Source organism: Paenarthrobacter sp. R1 (genome assembly GCF_030264015.1).
GTDB classification, from domain to species: domain Bacteria; phylum Actinomycetota; class Actinomycetes; order Actinomycetales; family Micrococcaceae; genus Arthrobacter; species Arthrobacter ureafaciens.
This window is the reverse complement of sequence record NZ_CP127115.1, coordinates 1,822,267-1,841,510: the sequence shown is the minus strand read 5'-3', so window position 1 is coordinate 1,841,510 and position 19,244 is coordinate 1,822,267. Positions and strand designations below refer to the sequence as shown.

The window sequence follows — 19,244 nt, the reverse complement described above, 5'->3', positions numbered from 1 at the left end:
CTCACTCCTCCTTCTTTTTGGCGTCTTCCACGGCCTTGGTGAGCCGTTCGCGTTCCTTGTCGATCCAGCGCTTCCCCCCGTATGCCTGGGCGAAGGTTTCAGCGAACTCGATGGGGTCCTCCCCGACAATCCCGCCGATGGGTGCGCCGTCGATCGCTGCACGTTCCCAGAGATCGGCGAGGTCCGTGAACATCTGGACCATGGTCCCGCCCTCGGTCACGCCGCCGTAGTACATCAGGTACCGGTTGTATGCAGCGGCGACGGTCCGGTACGGCTCGGGGAGCGCGTCCATCCGGGATTTCGCCTGCTTGTACTGCTTCTTTTGTTCGAGTGATCCGGTGACCGTTTCGATCCATTTCGCCGTCATGTCAGTTCCCTCCCTTGCGGAGTTCTTCGAGCCGTTCGGACAAGAAGCTCCACGTGTTCCAAAATTCCTTGAGTTCGTTCTCGCCCTTGGTGTTGAGCGTGTACACCTTGCGGGGCGGACCTTTTTCCGACGGACGCTTCTCGACGTCCACCAGGCCCTTCTGCTCGATCCGGACCAGCAGGGCATACACGGTGCCTTCGGCGATATCGGTGAAGCCCCGGGCCCGCAATTTGGTGGTTATTTCGTATCCGTACGCGGCTTGTCCGGTGAGGAGGGCCAGAACGACGCCCTCCAGCGTCCCCTTGAGCATCTCCGTCATTTGCTTTCCCATGGGAGACCTCTCGCTACTCAGTGTTACTAGCTACCAGTACATAGTAAGACTGAGTAGCGGTACTTAGCAATACTGAGTTATGAACCATGGCAAGCTTGTGGGGTGAGTACCCGCCCTGCCGACCCCTCCGCCCTGATGAGTACCGTCGTCGGGCCTGGACCTTTCATACTGCGCCGCGCCGCCAAGGCGGACCTGCCCGCGATCCTGCGCCTGCTTGCGGACGACCAGTTGGGCTCGTCACGCGAATGTCCTGAAGAGCTGGCGCCGTATGAGGCGGCTTTTGACGCGATCGACGGCGACCCGGCCCACCTCCTGGTGGTCGGCGAGCTGGAGGGGGTTGTTGCTGCCACTTTCCAAATCAGCTACCTCCCGGGCCTGTCCCGCCGGGGCTCCTGGCGCTCGCAGATTGAAGCCGTGCGGGTCTCCGGCGGGCTCCGCGGCCAGGGCGTCGGCGCCCTCATGATGGAGTGGGCCATTGAGCAGGCGCGGGAGCGTGGCTGTTCGCTGGTTCAATTGACCACCGATAAGTCGCGGACGTCGGCCCATCGCTTCTACGAGCGACTGGGCTTCGTGGCAAGCCGTGGCAAGCCATGAGGGCATGAAGCTCACGCTCTAGCCTCCGCTCACCCAATCAGGGGACGCTAAACGTCCCAACGAGCACCCATTGCGACGGGCGCTGTCCCATGGGTGGACCCGCACCCTTGACTCTTAGGTACCCTAACTATTAGGATACCTAAATATGACGAAAGCTTTCGATCCCGCGCTCCTCGACTTGGCGCAGGAATTCCGTGAGACCCTGCGCCTGGGCGTATACATGTTCCGCCGGCTGGACCCTGAAGGGGAGCTCACGGCTGCGCAGCTCAGCCTGCTGGCCATGATTTCCGACGGCGGCCTCCGCGTCGGAGACGTCGCCCGGAACCTTGGAATCAAGGTCCCCAGCGCCACCGAACAAATCATCAAGCTTGAGCGCGCAGGCCTCGTCAGCAGGCAGCCGGACCCCGATGACTCCCGGGCCGTGCAGGTCGCCATCACCCAGGCCGGCATGACCGCCGTCGACTCTGCCAACCAGCGCAGGAACGAGCTGGTAGCCACGCTGTTGCAGGAACTCAGCGACGACGAACTTGGGCACCTGACGGCGGCGCTGCCCGTGATCACAAAGATCAACAACGCTTTCCAGAACTAATCCGAAAGGGGCACACCACATGTCACGCCAGTTGGCTGACGCCTCAACGAGCGCCGAAAACACTTTGGAAGCCGAGAAGGTTTCTTTCCTCAAACAGCCCAAGGCAGTGTGGGCAACGGCCCTCGCCGCAGTATTCGCCTTCATGGGTATCGGCCTTGTTGACCCCATTCTTCCCGCGATCGCCGAAAACCTGGACGCCTCCACCAGCGAAGTGTCCCTTCTGTTCACCAGCTACTTCCTGGTGACGGCCGTGGCCATGCTCATTAGCGGCTACGTGTCCTCGCGGATCGGCGGCAAGAAAACGCTGCTGATTGGCCTCGCGGTGATCGTGGCGTTCGCTTCCCTGTCCGGACTCTCCGGCAGTGTGGAGCAGCTGGTGGGCTTCCGTGCCGGCTGGGGACTGGGTAATGCGTTGTTCGTGGCCACGGCGTTGGCGGTGATCGTTGGCGTTGCCAGCGGTGGAACCGGAACGGCGATCATCCTCTACGAGGCAGCCCTGGGCCTGGGCATCTCGCTCGGACCACTGCTGGGTGCCTTGTTGGGTGGCTGGCAGTGGCGTGCCCCCTTCTTTGGCACCGCGGTCTTGATGGCTGCCGCTTTCATCGCCCTGATCGCTTTGCTGCCCAAGACCCCTGCCCCTGCCAAGAAAGCGCGGCTGCGGGATCCGCTCCTTGCGCTCGGTCATAAGGGTCTCAGCACCACCGCCGCCAGTGCGCTGTTCTACAACTACGGCTTCTTCACCATCCTGGCCTTCACCCCGTTCATCCTTGGCATGGACGCGTACGGCATCGGGGGAGTGTTCTTCGGCTGGGGCGTTGCTGTTGCAGTGTTCTCGGTTTTTGTGGCCCCGGTCCTGCAGAATCGCCTCGGTGCGGTCAAGGTCCTCACCGGAACGCTGTTCTTCCTCATGCTCGACCTGATCGGGCTGGGACTGGCCGCGGGGCACTCGGCGCCGGCCGTCGTCGTGCTTGTCATCGCTGCCGGCGCCCTGCTGGGCGTCAACAATACGATCTACACCGAACTGGCCATGGGTGTTTCCGATTCACCGCGACCCGTTGCCTCCGCCGGGTACAACTTTGTCCGCTGGATGGGCGGCGCACTGGCGCCGTTCGCGGCCGCGCAGCTCGGCGAACATTTCGGTCCCCAGGTGCCGTTCTTCGCCGGCGCCGTGGCCATGGTGTTCGCCATCCTGGTGGCGTTCGGCGGGCGCAAATACCTGAAGGCCCACGAACCCCACCTGGTCCAGCACCCAACTAAGTAGCAGCAGTGCGCGTTTTGAGCCGTCAAAACGCGCACTTTTGCGACCTACTTGGGCTGGTCGGCCGTGGGCAGCGGTGTTACGGGGACGCCCTTGGGCACGAAGAGCGTTTCTGCCTGCTCAAGGGACATGCCGTTGGTCTCCGGCACCTTGAACATGACAAAGAAGAACGACGCCGCAGCGAACGCTGCGTACATGGCGTACGTCAGCGGAAGCGAGGCTGCCGCCATGACAGGAAAACTCAGCGTGATGGCGAAGTTGGCAATCCACTGCGCTGCCGCGGCCAGCCCAAGGGCGCGTGCGCGGATGCGTGAAGGGAAGATCTCGCCCAACAGGACCCACACGAGGGGGCCCCAGGAAGCTCCGAAGCTGATCACGAAGACGTTAGCCGCCACCAACGCAGCCGGACCCCAGCCGCCCGGTAGGGAAATGGCCGTGCCGGTTCCGGTAGCCGAGGAAAACGCGACCGCCATGACCCCAAGGGACACGGCCATGCCAATGGAACCCGTCAGCAGGATCGGGCGACGACCCACACGGTCCACCAAGGCGATGGCCACCAAGGTGACCAGGATGTTGGTGACCGAAGTTGCCACTGAGATGGTCAGCGAGTCCTTCTCTTGGAAGCCGACTGCCTTCCACAGCGTGGTGGAGTAGTAGAAGATCACGTTGATGCCCACGAACTGCTGCAACACGGACAAGATGATGCCGATCCAAACCACGGGCTGCAATCCGAATGCCTTGCCGCGCAGGGAGCCCTTCTTGCTGGAGAGTTCGTCTTCCTGGATTCCCTCGCGGATCTCGCGGATGTGGCGTTCGATGTCTTCGCCGGGCATGATGGCGTCGAAGACCTTGCGGGCTTCCTTGTCCTTGCCGTTGAGCACAAGGAATCGCGGGGACTCCGGCAAGCGGTAGGCGATCAGGCCATAGACGGCGGCCGGCAGAGCGCAGGCAATGAACATCCAGCGCCAAGCCTCGATGCCCAGCCAGAAGTCGTTGGCGGCGCTGCCCGCGGAGTTGGCCAGCAGTGCGTCGGACAGGAGCGCGGCGAAAATACCGGTGGTGATGGCCAGCTGTTGGAGTGAGGCCAGACGGCCACGTACGTGGCGGGGCGAAATCTCCGAAATGTAGGCGGGAGCGATCACCGATGCCAGGCCGATGCCAAGGCCGCCCACGAGGCGCCAGAAGATAAGGTCCCAGACGCTGAACGCCAGGCCCGTTCCAAGTGAGCTCACCAGGAAGAGGATGGCGCCGATCTTCATGGCCGGGATACGGCCATAGCGGTCGGCGACTTTGCCGGCCAAATAAGCACCCAAGGCGCATCCAAGCAGGGCGATGGCAACCGCAAAACCGGTCACGGCCTCGCTCAGAACGAACTCATCCTTCATGGCATCGACGGCCCCGTTCACAACGGACGAGTCGAAGCCGAACAGGAATCCGCCGACAGCTCCCGCGACCGCCAGGCCGACCACCTTTCGGGAGACTGGTGGGGTGCCTTCAGCGCTGGAGTTGGACATGGTTCTCCCTTGGGACTTGTGGTTGGGATTCACGGTGCAGTCGTCATCGGCTTGACCGACGGGGACGCCGGTGCACACGCGCTACACAGTGTGGCACGTCATATCGGGCAAGTTCCAGTCACAAGGAAAGGATGACATGCATTCACTAAGTGAATACATGTCATCCTTTTTGGGTCTTCAGGCGTTAATTCCCCCTCTGAAGTGGGCTTTTGACCCTACTTGCGTCAATGAAATGAACACAAGGAGTGGTCGGGCCCATGAATCAAAGAAGTAGGCCTAGTGGGCCGGGGCTGCTTCCTTGGCGGCCGACTTGGGGTCGGTGAGCTTCTTGTTGGGCAGGGCGAAGCTGATCAGGAACGCGATGACCATCAGGCCCGCCGCCGTCAGCATGACCACGTCAATTGCTTGCGCGAACCCCTCAGTGATGGGCCTGGTGAGGGTGCTGTTGGCGGCGTGGACCCAACTGGTGTCATTGAGGGAGTCGTTGCTTGCGCCGTTCTTGAAGAATTCGAACAGCTTGGCGTTGGCGGGGTCGCCGGCAACGGCAGGGTCATTCATCACGGCTTGGTAATCGGGGTTGGAGACCGCGGTCTTCATGCCATCGGCGATCTTGTCGGCGGCCAGGCTGAAGAGCAGGGAGATGAAGACGGCAGTGCCGACGGCTCCGCCCATGGAGCGGAAGAATGCTGCGGTGGAGGTTCCCACGCCCATGTCCTTTGGTGGCACGGAGACCTGCATGGCGAGTGTCAGGGGCTGCATGCAAAAGCCCAGACCGACGCCGAAGAACACGGCGATCAGGCCCGGTACCCAGAGTCCGGTGTCGACGCCCAGGACCAGGCCCATGGCCAGGGCGGCGCCTGCCAGGATGGCCGTCCCCATGATGGGGAAGACCCGGTAGACGCCGGAGGACGAGATGGTACGGCCGGCACTGATGGACCCGAACAGGATGCCGACGGTGAAAGTGATCATCATGAGACCGGCTTCGGTGGGGGTGAGGCCCTTGACCAGCTGCAGGTACATGGGGAGCATCGCGATGGCACCGAACATTCCGATGCCAATGATGAAGTTCAGCAGCGAGGAGAGCCCGAAGGTGGCGTTGCTGAACAGTCGGAGCGGGATGAGTGCGTAGTCGCCGGCCTTCTTTTCGACGAACAGGAAGGCTCCGATGCCCACCACGCCGAGTCCGTAGCAGAGCCAGGAGGCGCCCGAGGCCCAACCCCAGGTGCGGCCTTGCTCGGCGACCAGAAGCAACGGCACGATTCCCAGGGTGATGGTGGCAGCACCCCAGTAGTCGATCTTCTGCTTCACATGCCGGGCCGGCAGGTGCAGGAACATGTAGACCACAACCAGCGCGGCAAGGCCGATGGGGAGGTTGATGAAAAAAACCCAGCGCCAACCGTCAAAACCGAGGATGTTGCTTGCACCGGCCAGGGCGCCGCCGATCACCGGCCCCAGGACCGAGGAAATGCCGAATACGGACATGAAGTAGCCCTGGTACTTGGCCCGGTCCTTCAGAGCAACGATGTCTCCGATGATCGTGAGAGCCAGGGCCATGAGGCCGCCTGCTCCAAGGCCTTGCACGCCCCGGGCCATTGCGAGCTCAGTCATGGAATGGACCGAACCCGCATACAGCGACCCTGCCAGGAAGATCGCAATGGCAACCAGATACAGCGGGCGTCGGCCAAAGATGTCGCTGAGTTTGCCGTACAGGGGAGTGCTGACGGTGGATGTGATGAGGTAGGCGGTAGTTGCCCACGCTTGGAGGGACAGTCCATCAAGATCGTTGGCGATGGTGTAGATGGACGTCGACACAATGGTCTGATCCAGCGAGGACAGGAACAGGCCGAGCATGAGTCCCACCATGACGGTGAGGGTCTGACGGTGGGTCAGCACCTCGCCGGCGGCCCTGGCTGAGGCGGATTTGGACATGTGGTTCTCCAAGGAAGCAGAAGGAAATCGGGAAGCGACAGATAGTTGCTTTCAGTAACTATCCTAATCCCTGTTTGATTCCCGAAAGAATTGCCGGACGGAACCGTGAATCCTTAGCGCTCCACCAGGATGCCGTCGGGATCGCTGTACACCATGACGCCGGGCTGGATCCGGACATGGTCGATGACGATCTCAACGTCGACTTCTCCTACGCCGGTCTTGGCGCTCTTTTTGGGGTTGCTCCCCAAGGCCTTGATGCCAAGGGACAAAGTTGCCAGCGCTTCACGGTCCCTGACTGCCCCGTTGATGATGACGCCGGCCCATCCGTTGGCCACGGCGCTCGCCGCAATCAGGTCTCCCATGAGGGCGGTACGCAATGAACCTTGGCCGTCGACAACCAGGACGGCGCCTTCACCGGGAGTAGCAAGCACGGTCTTGACGAGTGCATTGTCCTCAAAGCACCGGATAGTCCGGGCCGGTCCGCTGAAGTGCGATTCACCGCCGAAGTTTTGAAACTGTACAGAGATGGATTCCAGTTCCTCGCCGCGCTCGTCGTAGAGATCGGCCGTGTTCAGATGCTCGCTCAAGGTTTCTCCTTCCGGGTGTGATGCCACACTAACGCTGGAATCGCACGGGCGGCACGGTTGACCGGATCTATGTGGATATAACCGGCGCGAAGGGTTTGGCGCCCTCCGCCCGCGCTAGGCTGAAGCCAAACATTTTAAACAGGGGGGAACCTGCCATGAGTTTGTCCGACCTTCCGGGGCCGGTCCCCGACCCTTTGATCGGAGCGCCAAGAACGACGACGGCACTCGCCGAGCCCGTGGAACGCGTCCGGGGATTGTGGGTCACCGGGGTGGTGCTGGTCAACCTTGGCATCAACGCCGCTTTCTTCGGTCCTCTCCAGGTTCTGCTGGGGCAACAGGCGGAGCATTTCAACGCTGCGGAGAAGGAAGCAATCCTGGCTTTGGTGACCGGGTGCGGTGCCGCGGTTTCCTTGGTTGCCAACCCGCTCTTCGGCGCTTTCAGTGACCGGACAACCTCCCGCTACGGCCGACGTGTTCCCTGGGTCCTGATGGGGGCGATCCTTGCCGCTGCGGCTTTGGTCGCACTGGCCGGTGCCCCCAATGTTGCCGTCATGACCTTGCTGTGGTGCCTTGTGCAGGCCGGGGCGAACGCCATGTACGCCGCGATTTTCGCCGCTGTCCCGGACAGGGTTCCCGTTCCACAACGGGGAACAGTGGGCGGTTTGGCCGCTATGGGCCAGACGGTCGGCATTCTGGTTGGCGCGGTGATTGCCGCCGTCGTTGCCGGCAACTTCGCCGCAGGATACTGGGTGTGCGCGGCAGCGCTGCTGGCCAGCATAGTGCTTTATCTCTTCAAGAGCGACGATCAGCCCCTGCCTGCCGGAGAGCGTCCCGCGTTCAGGCTGCTTGGATTCCTTCGGGGCTTCTGGGTCTCGCCCAAACGCTACCCGGACTTCGCCTGGGCTTGGCTGACAAGGTTCCTTGTGAGCACAGGCAATCACATGGTGACGATCTACTTGCTCTTTTTCCTGGGGGACGCGGTACGCCTGGAGGAGACCGAAGACATCAAACCCGAAGTCGGTGTTCTTGTGGTGACCGGCCTGTACGCGGTCACCGTGATCATTACCAGTGTTGTGGGTGGAAGACTCAGTGACAGGATGGGCAAGCGGAAGCCCTTGGTAATTGCTTCATCCGTCATCATCGCAATGGCCTCGCTGATCCTCGCTTTCGCACCTACGTGGGTCGGGGCGATTTCCGGTGCCTTGGTGCTGGGGATCGGCTTTGGAGCCTACCTGGCAGTCGACTTCGCGCTGATCACCCAGGTCCTCCCCGCAGCCCTCGACCGCGGAAAGGACCTTGGCGTCGTCAATATTGCCAACTCACTGCCGCAGGTACTGGCGCCGGCAATCGCCTATCTTTTCGTCAAGAACCTTGGCGGCTACGTCTCGCTGTACGTGGCCGCAGCAGTGATCGGGCTCTTGGGGGCCGTCTTTGTGGTGAAAATCAAGAGCGTGGCCTAGAAAACAGCCGTGAAGCCACCCCATCCCCAACCGACCACGGCGGAACCCTTCCAGCGGAAGCCGGCAATACCCCAGTGGCTGAAGTCGGATGTGTCGCCGAAGTACATCGTGAGCCTTCCGCTGCGGTCGATTCCGTAAATGTCCGAATCCCCGTCGCCGTTGAAGTCTCCGGCCATTCCGAATCGCACCACCGAATCCCACCCACGGCCGATTGTGCCCGCGTAACTTCCAGGCAGACCATACTCTTCGAAGTATCCGTTGCGGTTCGACGTCCGGGCTTGCAGGTCTCCCCAGAACGTCCTCGACAAAGTCACCACGCTCGAATAGTCGAAGAAGTGGCCGGCTCCCACGGAGTCCATGTCTTGCCACCCTTGACCTATCCAGCGGGGCGGGAGCCAGCCCCCGTGGCCATTGCCCGGGTACAGGAAGAGACTGCCTGCAGAGTCCACCGCGAGGATGTCATTGCTTCCGTCGCCGTTGAAGTCGCCGGCGGCGCTAATTTCCTTGAAACCTTGCCAGCCCTGGCCCACCTGCAGTGCCTTCTTCCAGCCGCCGGATCCGTTGCCCTGATAGAGGAAGAGACGCCCCTGCCCATCCCTCGCTAAAACGTCCACGGTTCCGTCACCGTCAAAGTCGCCGGGTGAGACCAGAAGGTTAAAGCTGTTCCAACCCCAGCCGATGACTTGGGGTGCCTGCCAGTTGCCGTGTCCGTCGGTGGGGTACAGCAACAAACGGCCGAAGGAATCGCGCGCAAATATGTCCAGTGTGCCATCGCCGTTGAATCCCCTGGCCCGTGGCGCTGCCGCGACCCGGAGCGGATGGGAGGCTTGAACAGTTAAGGACGACTCGGCGTCGTAAGTCACTGTCAGGTTGGCGGCGACCACTCGTCCCAAGTCGGCGGCCGTAGCCCGGTACGTGATGCCGTTGGCCCCCGGGATGACCACGCCGTCCCGGGTCCAGAAGTAGGAAATGGCGGGTGTTCCGCCTGCCGGCGACACGTAGGCGAACGTCGCCTTGATATCGACTTTCAGGAGCCCGCCTACCGTTGGATCCCCTACGAGTCTCGGTGCGGTGGAGACATAGACGTAACGGGTAGGTACGGCCGCGGAAGGCACGGCAGCCTGGGCAGGCACGCCGGAAACCAGGAGACTGCAGGCAAGGGCGGAGGCGGCAACGAGCATCGAGAGCCGGCGTCGCCGTAGGCCCGCGAAAATGAAAGATTTCAAGTTTTTCCTCAGGGACTAAGGTGTGGGATGTTCAGTGGAGCGAATGGGAGGCATGCGCCTAGAAAACAGCCGTGAATTCGTCCCAGCCCCAACCCACGACGCCGGAACCCTTCCAGCCGCCCGCGTTGTTGCCGTAGTACATGCGCATTTGCCCGGCGGTGTCGATGCCCCAGACGTCGTTCACGCCGTCGCCATCGAAGTCGCCCACGCCGCCCAGCTTGGTGATGGCGTTCCAGCCCTGCCCTATGACCCGGCTTGTGGTCCATCCGCCTGAACCGTTGCCGCCGTAGAAGACGAGGTTTCCTGCGGAGTTCCTGGCCAGGACGTCGGGTTTGCGGTCTCCGTCGAAGTCGCCGGGGGAGAAGATCGCGGTCATGCCGTTCCATCCCCAACCCACGGTCGACGCAGCCAGGAAGCCGCCGTAGCCATTGCCCGGATAGAGGACCAGTTCGCCGTTTGTCTTGCGGGCCAGGAGGTCGTTGTTGCCGTCGCCGTTGAAGTCCCCTGCGGCGAAGATCGAATTGAAGATTCCCCAGCCCCAACCGATTTGTTGGCGGGGGTTCCAGCCTCCGTACCACGTGCCTGGGTACAGGAAGAGGGAGCCGGCAGCATCGCGGGCAATGACGTCGTTCTCGCCGTCATTGTTGAAGTCGCCCGCCGCGATCATCGTGTTGAAGATGTTCCAGCCGGACCCGACCTCGTAGGCCTGCTTCCAGGTACCGTTTCCTCCGGTGGGGAACAGCCCGAGCCGGCCCCAGGAATCACGGATCAGCAGGCTCAATGTGAAAGGGTCCCAGTAGTTGTCACGGTAGAACCCGCTGGTGTGGGGACGATCGAGGCTGACTGTGGAGGAGTAGTTGAAGTCCAGGGCATCCAACGGAACGGCCGCTGTTCCGGAGCTCGGAAGGTTGTCCGGGTTGTAGTTCAGGGATCCGTCACGCCAGTACACGATGACGTGGCCGGCCTCGGTCTGAATTTCCACGTACTGGGCACGGTAGCTGCCCGGCGCGGCTCCCGGCGCGAAGAAGACCTCGAACGTGTACGTGGAGTCCGTTGGGTTGTAGGAACCCCGGGTCACCTCGCGGTGGACCGTGCCCGTCGCTGTGTTCCGGAAGGCGACGTAAACGTCTGCGATCGGTGCTGAGGCCTTGAGGGTGATCCGTGACTGGGCATGGCCGCCGGCACCGATGGACGTTGGGGTGGTGGATACTGCTACCGGGACGGGAGCGAACGCGTCGTCGGCCAGCGCTGCAGGTGCCGAGCCCAAGCCGCTGATAAGAAGAAAAAACGTGACGAATACAGCGAGCCAGGTGCGCGCACGGCGCGCAGGAGTGATCCCCATTGTTCCCCCAAGTCAGGCTGGTTGCAGATAACCGAGCCGGTGTAAGTGACTTGAGGGTACATCGGGATAGCCGGCGTCTGGGAATTTCCTGGGAACATTTCCAGGCTTAAAGCAAGTCAAACCCCAAAACCAACCGAAATCGGTTTAGAACACCGGGTTGAAAGCGCCCCAACCCCAGCCGATGACGCCCGAGCCGTTCCACCCGCCGTCGCCGTTGCCGTAGTAAGCCAACAACTGGCCGGAACCGTCCACTGCGAACACGTCCACATTGCCGTTGGCGTCGATGTCTCCTGCTGCGGCGATGGCGGACATGCCGCCCCAGCCCCAGCCGATGGTTGCTGAGCCGCGCCAACCTCCGGCGCCGTTGCCGGCGTAGAGACGCAGGTTGCCGGAAGTATCGCGGGCCAGGATGTCGACGTCGTGGTCACCGTTGAAGTCGCCGGGGGTGATGATCTGGTTGAGGATGTTCCACCCGGTGCCCACCAAGGAGCGGTTAAGCCAACCGCCCTGCCCGTTGCCTGGGTAGAGGTACAGGTTTCCGGTGGTATCCCTGGCGAGGACGTCGTTAACGCCGTCGCCGTTGAAATCGCCGGGAGAGACGATCGACGTGAAGCCGTTCCAGCCGCTGCCGATTTGGCGACCGGCTACGAAGCCGCCGCTACCTGTGCCTTCGTAGAGGAACAGCCGGCCTGCCGAGTCCTTGGCGAGGACGTCGTTGGCGCCGTTACCGCTGAAGTCGCCGGGCGAGAACACTGTGTCGAAGCCGTTCCAGCCGGGGCCAATAATGCGCGCCGGTTCCCAGGCGTTGTTGATCCGGGGATAGAGCATGAGCGTTCCGTCGGTGCGGCGTGCGAGCAGCTCGAAGGCGCCGCGGCCTGTGAAGCCGTTGGCCCGGTTGGACGCTGAAACAGGCGGGGTCTCCTCGCTGGACACCTGCTGGCCCCCGCACCCGTTCTGGCTGGCTACAAGGTGTGCCGCAATGGTTTTGCCCTGGTCCTCTTCAGTGAGGACGTAGTTTGGCCACTGCCTGGAGGAGATGACACCGTCGCGGGTCCAGTAGATGCTGTAGTCGGGACCGGCCGCGAGGCCGCAGCCCATGTACGAGCCCTGTTCGATCTCCACAGTGAGTGTTGATCCGACGAACGGCGCTCCGTGGACCACCGGCTGGTCGGGTTCCGCGGCGGCCATGGCAGGCGCCGGTGCGAAAGTGACTGCGGCGACGATTGCGGCCGCAATTCCCGCCACCGCCCGGCGCACGCCGAACGTAGGGCGTGATGAAGCGCTCATGGTGTCCTCCCCAGACTTATGCCCTTATATGATACCGCTGCTGGGAATCACCTAGAAGATCGCTGTGAAACCACCCCAGCCGCTGCCGACGACTTCCGAACCCCGCCACCCGGTCCGGCCGTCGCTGTAATAGACCACCAGGCGTCCTTGCGGATCCACGCCGTAGACGTCCGGGGAGCCGTCCCTGTCGAAATCTCCGGCGGCACCCACCGACTTCAGGGCGCTCCATCCGACGCCGATCAGCCAGGACCGCGCCCAACCGCCTGCGCCGTTGCCGCCGTAGAAGTAGAGGTAGCCGTTGCGGTCGCGCGCCAGGACATCGGTTTTGCCGTCGCCGTTGAAATCGCCGGGTGTGAGGAGGGCGTCCATCACCTGCCAGCCCTGCCCGACGGCGGTCCGCGCCAACCAGCCCCCGGAGCCGTTGCCCGGGTAGAGATAAAGGGCGCCACCGGGTTCGCGGGCGAGGATGTCATTGGTGCCGTCCCCGTTGAAGTCCCCGGGGCTGACGATGGAGTCGAAGATGTTCCAGCCCTTGCCGATGGTTTGGGCGGGTTTCCACCCTCCCGTGCCGTCGCCGGCGTAAAGGTAGAGGGTTCCTGCGGTGTCCCGCGCAAGGACGTCCGACTTGCCGTCGCCGTTGAAGTCGCCGGGGGAGAGGACGGCGTTGAAGCCCTGCCAACCCCAGCCGACGGTCCGTGCAGGGTCCCACGCTTTGCCTGTGCGACCGTAGAGTGACAACGTGCCGTCGCTGCCCCGCGCCAGAAGTTCGAAGGCCCGGCCGGTGAATCCCCTGGCCCGGTTCACGGCTCCCACGGGTGCTGTTTCGTTGCTGTGCAGGGTTTCGCCGGAGCATGAGTTTTTGCTTGCGGTAAGGTGCGCGGCCATCCGCCCGCCGGTGTCGTCCTGCTGCAGCACATAGTTTCGGCCGGTTTCGCCGGCTACCAGGAATCCGTCGCGGGTCCAGTAGATGGTGAAGTCCGGTCCCTTGCCGCCCCCGCATCCATAGAAGGTGTAGGGGCCGATCTCGGTGGTCAGCGTCTTCCCCACAAAAGGTTCACCTTGTACCACCGGGTCCGGTCCATTGCTGGGCGCCGCCGACGCCGGCAGGGGAGTAAGTGCCATGGCCGCCGCAGCTGCGGTCACTACCGCAGCCGCCATCCGGCGTCGTAATTTCCCCATGTGTGTGCCTTCCGCGCGAGACTGAAACCTCCCAGAAGTTTAGGGTGCCGCGCCGCGAATACCGGGAACGGCATGCTGTGCCGGTGCTCGAGGGACTTTCAGGAAACGGTCAAGAAGCTCCCGTATCATTGATGCGGTCGGTCAGCAGGGGCCCCTCGCTCCAGTCCGCCGCGTCCTTGCCAGCTTCCCAGGAAATCGTCGGAGATGTCTGCAGCAAATTCACTGGAACCGTACTCCCTGGACCTGACCACAGGGCTTCCCCGCATGGCTGCCGCGCCCACTACCCCGCGGCAGTTGTTGCGTTACGCCCGCATCCTCAGGACGGCGGCGGGCTTCGCCCAGCGCCAGTTCGACACCCTGAGCCTTTCCGACGTTGCTGCCCGTGCAGACGTGCCCCTGGGCACTCTCTACCGTTACTTCCCTTCCACCGCGCACCTTATGTTGGCGGTGTACCGGCAGCAGTTGCGGGAATTGCGCGACGGCGTCCGGCAGCGGCAGGGGAACAGCCACGCCCTTGCGGGCCTGATGATGGAGATTTTCCATCTGCGGGTCATGCAGCCGGGTGTGGAACACTGCCTGATCCGCCCCGCAGGAAAGGACAGCGACACAGCCCAGCTGCTGCGGGAGATTGATGCCCTGTCCGAAGAAGTGGTGAACTCACTGAGCAAGGACCCGGGCAAGGACCCCGTGAAGGCGCGCATCCTGTTGCATCTGGTGAGTGGTCTGGTCCAGGCCGTGCGGTGCCGGCGGTTGTCGTTGTTCGAAGCGGAGAAGGACCTCAAGAAGGCCTGCAGCCTCGTAGCCGGTGAGTGAGCATGCCTAGGGCAGCCAAGGTGCCGCACCCCGGTCCTTCGTACTGGTCTAGACCTCCAGGGGCTAAAAGGGCCGGTTTTCGCATGACCTGAATCACATTTTGTACTGCAAAAACGTTTTACTCTCGAATCGTCTCTTTAGGTATTGAATCTACCTCTCCCCGCAGTTCCCTAGGCTGGAATAACCGAAGCGGCTAGCAGCCCAAATCTTCAGACTCACCGCCGGGCCAGCCACCATTGGCCCGAACCCGCAGTTCTGTCCCTGCCATTCACCACGCCGTGGGTCCACGGCTAGCCTGAGGAGACAAAGACGTGTCCACTGAGACCATTTCACCTGACAACACCACCGCCCTTGTACTGACCGAAGAGGAAATCTTCAAGGCCCACGAAGGCGGAAAGCTGACCGTATCCAGCACGGTCCCCCTCAATGACAAGCGCGATCTTTCCATCGCGTACACCCCCGGCGTCGCCGAGGTCAGCCGCGCCATCCATGCAGATCCGAAGCTGGCCCGCACCCACACCTGGGCCGAGCGCCTTGTAGTTGTGGTCAGCGACGGCACGGCAGTCCTTGGCCTGGGCAACATCGGCGCAAGCGCCTCCCTGCCGGTCATGGAAGGCAAGTCCGCACTGTTCAAGACCTTCGGCGATCTGGATTCCATCCCGCTGGTCCTCAACACCACGGACGTTGACGAGATCATTGAAACCCTGGTCCGCCTCCGCCCGAGCTTCGGCGCGGTCAACCTCGAGGACATCTCCGCTCCCCGCTGCTTCGAGCTGGAAGAGCGCCTCATCGAGGCCCTCGACTGCCCCGTCATGCACGATGACCAGCACGGCACCGCCGTCGTGGTCCTCGCCGCATTGACCAACGCAGCAAAGGTGACCAACCGCGAGATCGAAAACCTCAAGGTTGTTGTGTCCGGCGCAGGCGCGGCGGGCATCGCCATCGCCGAGATCCTCCTGGCCGTGGGTGTCAAGGACGTCATCCTGCTCGACTCCAAGGGCGTCATCAACGCAGAGCGCGCCGACCTCGTTGCCGATGCCGGCAGCGTCAAGGCACGCTTCGCCCAGCGCACCAACCCGCGCGGTGTTACCGGCGGACCGGGCGAAGCACTCACCGGCGCGGACGTCTTCGTGGGTGTCTCCTCCTCCAAGCTGGCCGAGGAACACCTGAAGCTCATGAACGACCAGTCGATCGTGTTCGCCCTTTCCAACCCGGACCCGGAGGTCCTGCCTGAGGTCGCACGCCAGCACGCAGCTGTTGTAGCCACCGGCCGCAGCGACTTCCCGAACCAGATCAACAACGTCCTGGCCTTCCCGGGTATCTTCCGCGGAGCCCTGGACGCCGGTGCACGCCGCATCACCTCTGAGATGAAGATCGCGGCAGCCCGGGCCATCGCCCAGCTTGCCGAAGAGGACCTTTCCGCCGACTACATCGTGCCGAGCCCGCTTGATGCCCGCGTGGCACCTGCCGTCACCGCGGCTGTAGCGGCTGCCGTCACCAAGTAGCGGCCACCGCTGTACCAACCACGACGGCGACGCCCCCCTCACGGGGAGCGTCGCCGTCGTTTTGCTAAGGCAGCTCGTGCCCGGTCCGGCGTGGCGGGCCGGACCGCAGGGTGCCACCTAGACTGGGCCCATGAATGCCGAAGTGATTGTGACCATCCTGTGCGGCCTTGCCATTGCCGTGGGCGTCGCCGGAGTGATCATCCCGATCCTGCCCGGCAGCATCCTCATCGGAGTGAGTTTGCTGGCTTGGGCCATCTGGGGTGGAGCAGGGACGCTTGGCTGGGTGATCTTCGCCATCGGCATGGTGTTTGTGGTGGCCGGGATGGCTGCCAGTGCGGTGCTGACCGGCAGGAAGCTGATGCAACACGGCATCCCCAACAGATCAGTGCTGGCCGGTGTCGTGGTGGGCGTCGTGGGCATGTTCGTCATCCCCGTGGTGGGGCTCTTTGTGGGATTTGCGCTGGGTTTGCTGCTGAGCGAGGTGGCACGCACCCGCGATCTGCGGACCGCCGCGCGCACCAGCCTGGCTGCCCTCAAGGCCACCGGCATCGGTATCCTCGTGGAGTTCGGACTGGCGTGTGCGGCGGCCAGCACATGGGTGATCGGTGTGTGGATCAACGCGGTCAACGGTTAAACACCGGCGCCGAGTTGGCACTTAATGACAATTGCGAGGCGCAACATTGTCATCAAATGCCAACTCGGCGGAGGCTTTAGGGGAGCGCGGGCTCCGGGTTGCGCACCTGGGCCGGGCGGAACGTGGCACCGGCCCCGGGGAACGTTGGAACATCGATGCGGGCGTGCGTGTGGATCTCCTGCACCGTTGACGCCGTGTGCCCGGCGATCTCGGCCAACGTTGTGACCCACATGCCGTCCAGGTCCTTCACCCGTTCGATCAGCTGTTCCAAGGCTACGGCGCGGGAGGGCCGGCCGGAGATGAAGGGGTGGTTGGTCAGGACGAAGCAGCTGCCCTGCGAGTGGTGGGCCTGGGCTTCGAGGGTCCACATTTCCAACGCCTTGGCGGGGCTCTCGATGACTCCGCTGCCCGTGACGCCAGGGTAGAAGGCGTATTGTTCCCAATCGTCCAGGGCCCAGTCGACGGGGATCTCCACGATGTCACGGGAGTCACCGTCGGCGACGGCCATGCGGTAGGGGGCATCGCCGTCGAGCAGGCTGGAATCGTAGAGGAAGCCGCGGTCGGCCAGCAGCGCCGGCGACTGCCAGTTCAACTCCCACCAGGGTGCCCGGTACCCCACCGGGCGTATGCCGGCAACCTTGTGGAGCGCGTCCAATCCACGGTCCAGGTAGCTGGCTTCAGTGGCGGCGTCGATTCCCTGCATGGGCTCGTGAAGGTAGCCGTGGTGGCCGATTTCATGGCCGGCGTCGGCAATCCGGCGCACGACGTCGGGGTAACTCTCGGCCGTGAATCCCGGGATGAAGAACGTTCCCTTGATGTCCTGCCGCTCCAGGATTTGCAGGATCCGCGGGACAGCGATCTTGGGGCCGTAGGACTGGTGGCTCATGAGGGACATGCGGCGGGTGCTGGTGGGGTCGTGCGCGATGGTGCAGGACTCGGCATCAACATCGAAGGTGAAAGATGCTGCTGCCCTGAAGCCTTCCGGCCAGCTGATGGGATGGAGTGAGTCCGCGAAGGCGGGCTTGTTCATGGGATCGATCCTTACTTGGCCGGCGCTTGTGCGGCGGGTTCGTGGGCGGGAGCCGGTGCCGGCTGCGTTACCGAGATGTGGTTGGACTCAGCGAGGAGAAACCTTTTGTGGACCCGGGGGCCAAGGATGGCGTAGCAGGCCGCGCTGGTGAGTCCACCGGCCAACCAGGACAGGTCCCAGCCGCCCAAGGCGACGGCGATCGGCCCCTGCATGACGGGAATCAGCCCGTACATGAACAGCCAGGTGGAGAAGATGCCTGCCAGGAGGGACACGACGCCGGCCCAGTTGACCACCGGGAGGCGCGGCGTGTTTACGCCGTCGAACAGGCGTTCCACCTTGGCGGGCCAGCGCCTGTCCAGCCAGAAGTAGTGGACCAGCATGATGCCGCCCCAGGCTGCAACCCAGGCCACGAGGCCGATCAGCCACGCATCGAGAACAGCTGCGAAGTCCTCTTGGAAGATGAAGAAGATGACGGCGATCAGGGAGAAGACGCCGACGAACAGGTTGAGTTTGCGCCGGTTGATGTTGATGTCCAGGGCCTGGGTGGCCACGGAGAACGTGTAGATGTTCAGGATGTTCGTGGCGATGGGCCCGTGCAGGACCATGAGGAGCACCGGAAGGGTGAGGACGCCGAAGTTCTGCACGATCAGCTTGCCGGGATCCACTTCCCCGCTGTTGGTCGCAAGGCTTGCACCGAGGACACCGAGCCAGACCACCGGAATGAACTGGCCCAGCACGGACGCCAGGTAGACCTTGCGCTTGGGGACCGAGGTGCTGACGAACCGCGAGTAGTCAGCGGCGTACGTGAACCACGTGATGCCCCAGCCAATGCCGATGGCGGTCATGACGGCGCTCATAGCTGCAATGCGCTCGGAGCCCTGGAGGATGTTGCCGGCCGGACCCGCGTAGCCCCAGTCGATCTTCATGCCGAACCACGCCACGGCGGACATCACTGCCAGGATGATGATGGTGGGAGGAACGGTCCATTTTTCGAACGCTGCAATGGCTTTGTAGCCAAACCAGGCGATCGCCACCTGCGCGGCCATTATGGCAGTGGCTACCCCGATCTTCCACGCATAGTTGGGAGCGTCCGGATCCACCCAGCCGAGGGTGCCGAAGAGCGCCATCACCAGGTCCAGGATGATCCAGGTGTTCACAGCGCACCAGCCGATGACAAGGAGTGCCTGGATGGCTGCGGGAAGGTAGTTGCCGCGCCGTCCGAATGCTGCACGTGCCAGGACCATGCCGGTAGCCCCGGTCTTTTGGCCCAGCAGGACGAAGCAGCCGAAGAGGAGCATGCCGATCAGGTTTCCCAGCACCAGGACAGTGACGGTGTCTGCGAAGCCGAGGCCCAGATGGATACCGAGTGCGCCCAGCACCCAGTTGATGGGAGCCAGGTTGGCGCCCGCCCAGATCCAGAATTGTCCGGATACTTTGCGGGTGCGGTCCGACTCGGGAATTGGTTGAAGCCAGGCTTCGCTGTCGTGGGCCGGCGCCGTTGCCGGGCCCGACTGCGGACCACCCGTCTGTGCTTGAGAGAGGTTGTCTTGCATGGGGAGAGCCTCCGTTTATGAAAGGGACCCTCTAAGGCTATGTGCG

At 63.1% G+C, this 19,244-nt stretch carries 17 protein-coding genes and 1 pseudogene; 7 read left to right on the top strand and 11 right to left on the bottom strand.

Annotated elements, in window-relative coordinates:
• Position 1: 1 nt before the first annotated feature.
• Complete coding sequence (locus tag QN084_RS08895) at positions 2-367, bottom strand: DUF1048 domain-containing protein (RefSeq protein ID WP_021473905.1); 366 nt, start codon at positions 365-367, stop codon at positions 2-4.
• Position 368: 1 nt separating this feature from the next.
• Positions 369-698 (bottom strand): PadR family transcriptional regulator, encoded by a 330-nt coding sequence (locus QN084_RS08890; RefSeq protein ID WP_069696233.1) that lies wholly within the window; start codon positions 696-698, stop codon positions 369-371.
• Positions 699-833: 135 nt separating this feature from the next.
• Here QN084_RS08890 and QN084_RS08885 point away from each other — a divergent pair.
• The 3 genes and pseudogenes from QN084_RS08885 to QN084_RS08875 all read left to right on the top strand — a co-directional run bounded on the left by QN084_RS08885 (position 834) and on the right by QN084_RS08875 (position 3,142).
• Positions 834-1,314 (top strand): annotated as a pseudogene (locus QN084_RS08885) (GNAT family N-acetyltransferase).
• Positions 1,315-1,437: 123 nt separating this feature from the next.
• Positions 1,438-1,881: a MarR family winged helix-turn-helix transcriptional regulator gene (locus QN084_RS08880; RefSeq protein WP_021473907.1), complete on the top strand. Its 444-nt coding sequence runs from the start codon at positions 1,438-1,440 to the stop codon at positions 1,879-1,881.
• A gap of 19 nt (positions 1,882-1,900) precedes the next feature.
• A complete protein-coding gene (locus tag QN084_RS08875) occupies positions 1,901-3,142 on the top strand; it encodes an MFS transporter (protein ID WP_021473908.1) in 1,242 nt (413 codons plus the stop codon).
• 44 nt (positions 3,143-3,186) lie between these two features.
• On the opposite strand, the gene QN084_RS08870 is transcribed toward QN084_RS08875, so the two are convergent.
• The 3 genes from QN084_RS08870 to rraA form a co-directional block, all read right to left on the bottom strand.
• Positions 3,187-4,653: a sugar porter family MFS transporter gene (locus QN084_RS08870; protein WP_031217005.1), complete on the bottom strand. Its 1,467-nt coding sequence runs from the start codon at positions 4,651-4,653 to the stop codon at positions 3,187-3,189.
• A gap of 276 nt (positions 4,654-4,929) precedes the next feature.
• A complete protein-coding gene (locus tag QN084_RS08865; protein ID WP_021473910.1) occupies positions 4,930-6,582 on the bottom strand; it encodes an MDR family MFS transporter in 1,653 nt (550 codons plus the stop codon).
• A gap of 113 nt (positions 6,583-6,695) precedes the next feature.
• Positions 6,696-7,169 carry a ribonuclease E activity regulator RraA gene (gene rraA / locus QN084_RS08860; RefSeq protein ID WP_021473911.1) on the bottom strand — a complete coding sequence of 158 codons (474 nt, stop codon included), beginning with the start codon at positions 7,167-7,169 and terminating at the stop codon, positions 6,696-6,698.
• A gap of 155 nt (positions 7,170-7,324) precedes the next feature.
• Between rraA and QN084_RS08855 the strand changes: the two genes are divergently transcribed.
• Entirely contained in the window at positions 7,325-8,629 is a 1,305-nt protein-coding gene (locus QN084_RS08855) for an MFS transporter (RefSeq protein WP_021473912.1), read from the top strand.
• On the opposite strand, the gene QN084_RS08850 is transcribed toward QN084_RS08855, so the two are convergent.
• The 4 genes from QN084_RS08850 to QN084_RS08835 form a co-directional block, all read right to left on the bottom strand.
• Entirely contained in the window at positions 8,626-9,855 is a 1,230-nt protein-coding gene (locus tag QN084_RS08850; protein ID WP_256869678.1) for an FG-GAP-like repeat-containing protein, read from the bottom strand. The two genes, QN084_RS08855 and QN084_RS08850, sit on opposite strands and share 4 nt — an antisense overlap.
• 58 nt (positions 9,856-9,913) lie before the next feature.
• Entirely contained in the window at positions 9,914-11,197 is a 1,284-nt protein-coding gene (locus QN084_RS08845; RefSeq protein WP_069696234.1) for an FG-GAP repeat domain-containing protein, read from the bottom strand.
• Positions 11,198-11,341: 144 nt separating this feature from the next.
• Complete coding sequence (locus QN084_RS08840; RefSeq protein WP_069696235.1) at positions 11,342-12,484, bottom strand: FG-GAP repeat domain-containing protein; 1,143 nt, start codon at positions 12,482-12,484, stop codon at positions 11,342-11,344.
• A gap of 51 nt (positions 12,485-12,535) precedes the next feature.
• A complete protein-coding gene (locus tag QN084_RS08835) occupies positions 12,536-13,663 on the bottom strand; it encodes an FG-GAP repeat domain-containing protein (protein ID WP_031217011.1) in 1,128 nt (375 codons plus the stop codon).
• A gap of 204 nt (positions 13,664-13,867) precedes the next feature.
• On the opposite strand from QN084_RS08835, the gene QN084_RS08830 reads away from it, so the two are divergent.
• From QN084_RS08830 to QN084_RS08820, 3 genes are all read left to right on the top strand, one after another.
• Positions 13,868-14,476 (top strand): TetR/AcrR family transcriptional regulator, encoded by a 609-nt coding sequence (locus tag QN084_RS08830; protein WP_021473918.1) that lies wholly within the window; start codon positions 13,868-13,870, stop codon positions 14,474-14,476.
• A 311-nt stretch (positions 14,477-14,787) separates the two neighbouring features.
• Positions 14,788-15,981 (top strand): NAD(P)-dependent malic enzyme, encoded by a 1,194-nt coding sequence (locus QN084_RS08825; protein ID WP_069696236.1) that lies wholly within the window; start codon positions 14,788-14,790, stop codon positions 15,979-15,981.
• 130 nt (positions 15,982-16,111) lie between these two features.
• Entirely contained in the window at positions 16,112-16,615 is a 504-nt protein-coding gene (locus tag QN084_RS08820) for a DUF456 domain-containing protein (protein WP_021473920.1), read from the top strand.
• Between the two features lie 76 nt (positions 16,616-16,691).
• Here QN084_RS08820 and QN084_RS08815 read toward each other — a convergent pair whose 3' ends face one another.
• Together QN084_RS08815 and QN084_RS08810 are read right to left on the bottom strand one after the other, a co-directional pair.
• Entirely contained in the window at positions 16,692-17,645 is a 954-nt protein-coding gene (locus QN084_RS08815; protein WP_021473921.1) for a polysaccharide deacetylase family protein, read from the bottom strand.
• A gap of 11 nt (positions 17,646-17,656) precedes the next feature.
• Positions 17,657-19,198 carry a purine-cytosine permease family protein gene (locus tag QN084_RS08810; RefSeq protein ID WP_069696237.1) on the bottom strand — a complete coding sequence of 514 codons (1,542 nt, stop codon included), beginning with the start codon at positions 19,196-19,198 and terminating at the stop codon, positions 17,657-17,659.
• Between the last annotated feature and the right edge of the window lie 46 nt (positions 19,199-19,244).

Excerpts from the sequence above, each read along its gene's own strand:
- QN084_RS08840 (WP_069696235.1), bottom strand. The coding sequence starts at position 12,484 with ATGAGCGCTTCATCACGCCCTACGTTCGGCGTGCGCCGGGCGGTGGCG.
- QN084_RS08820 (WP_021473920.1), top strand. The coding sequence starts at position 16,112 with ATGAATGCCGAAGTGATTGTGACCATCCTGTGCGGCCTTGCCATTGCC.
- QN084_RS08845 (WP_069696234.1), bottom strand. The coding sequence starts at position 11,197 with ATGGGGATCACTCCTGCGCGCCGTGCGCGCACCTGGCTCGCTGTATTC.
- QN084_RS08830 (WP_021473918.1), top strand. The coding sequence starts at position 13,868 with ATGTCTGCAGCAAATTCACTGGAACCGTACTCCCTGGACCTGACCACA.
- QN084_RS08865 (WP_021473910.1), bottom strand. The coding sequence starts at position 6,582 with ATGTCCAAATCCGCCTCAGCCAGGGCCGCCGGCGAGGTGCTGACCCAC.
- QN084_RS08870 (WP_031217005.1), bottom strand. The coding sequence starts at position 4,653 with ATGTCCAACTCCAGCGCTGAAGGCACCCCACCAGTCTCCCGAAAGGTG.
- QN084_RS08835 (WP_031217011.1), bottom strand. The coding sequence starts at position 13,663 with ATGGGGAAATTACGACGCCGGATGGCGGCTGCGGTAGTGACCGCAGCT.
- QN084_RS08810 (WP_069696237.1), bottom strand. The coding sequence starts at position 19,198 with ATGCAAGACAACCTCTCTCAAGCACAGACGGGTGGTCCGCAGTCGGGC.
- QN084_RS08875 (WP_021473908.1), top strand. The coding sequence starts at position 1,901 with ATGTCACGCCAGTTGGCTGACGCCTCAACGAGCGCCGAAAACACTTTG.
- QN084_RS08815 (WP_021473921.1), bottom strand. The coding sequence starts at position 17,645 with ATGAACAAGCCCGCCTTCGCGGACTCACTCCATCCCATCAGCTGGCCG.
- QN084_RS08855 (WP_021473912.1), top strand. The coding sequence starts at position 7,325 with ATGAGTTTGTCCGACCTTCCGGGGCCGGTCCCCGACCCTTTGATCGGA.
- QN084_RS08895 (WP_021473905.1), bottom strand. The coding sequence starts at position 367 with ATGACGGCGAAATGGATCGAAACGGTCACCGGATCACTCGAACAAAAG.
- QN084_RS08880 (WP_021473907.1), top strand. The coding sequence starts at position 1,438 with ATGACGAAAGCTTTCGATCCCGCGCTCCTCGACTTGGCGCAGGAATTC.
- QN084_RS08890 (WP_069696233.1), bottom strand. The coding sequence starts at position 698 with ATGGGAAAGCAAATGACGGAGATGCTCAAGGGGACGCTGGAGGGCGTC.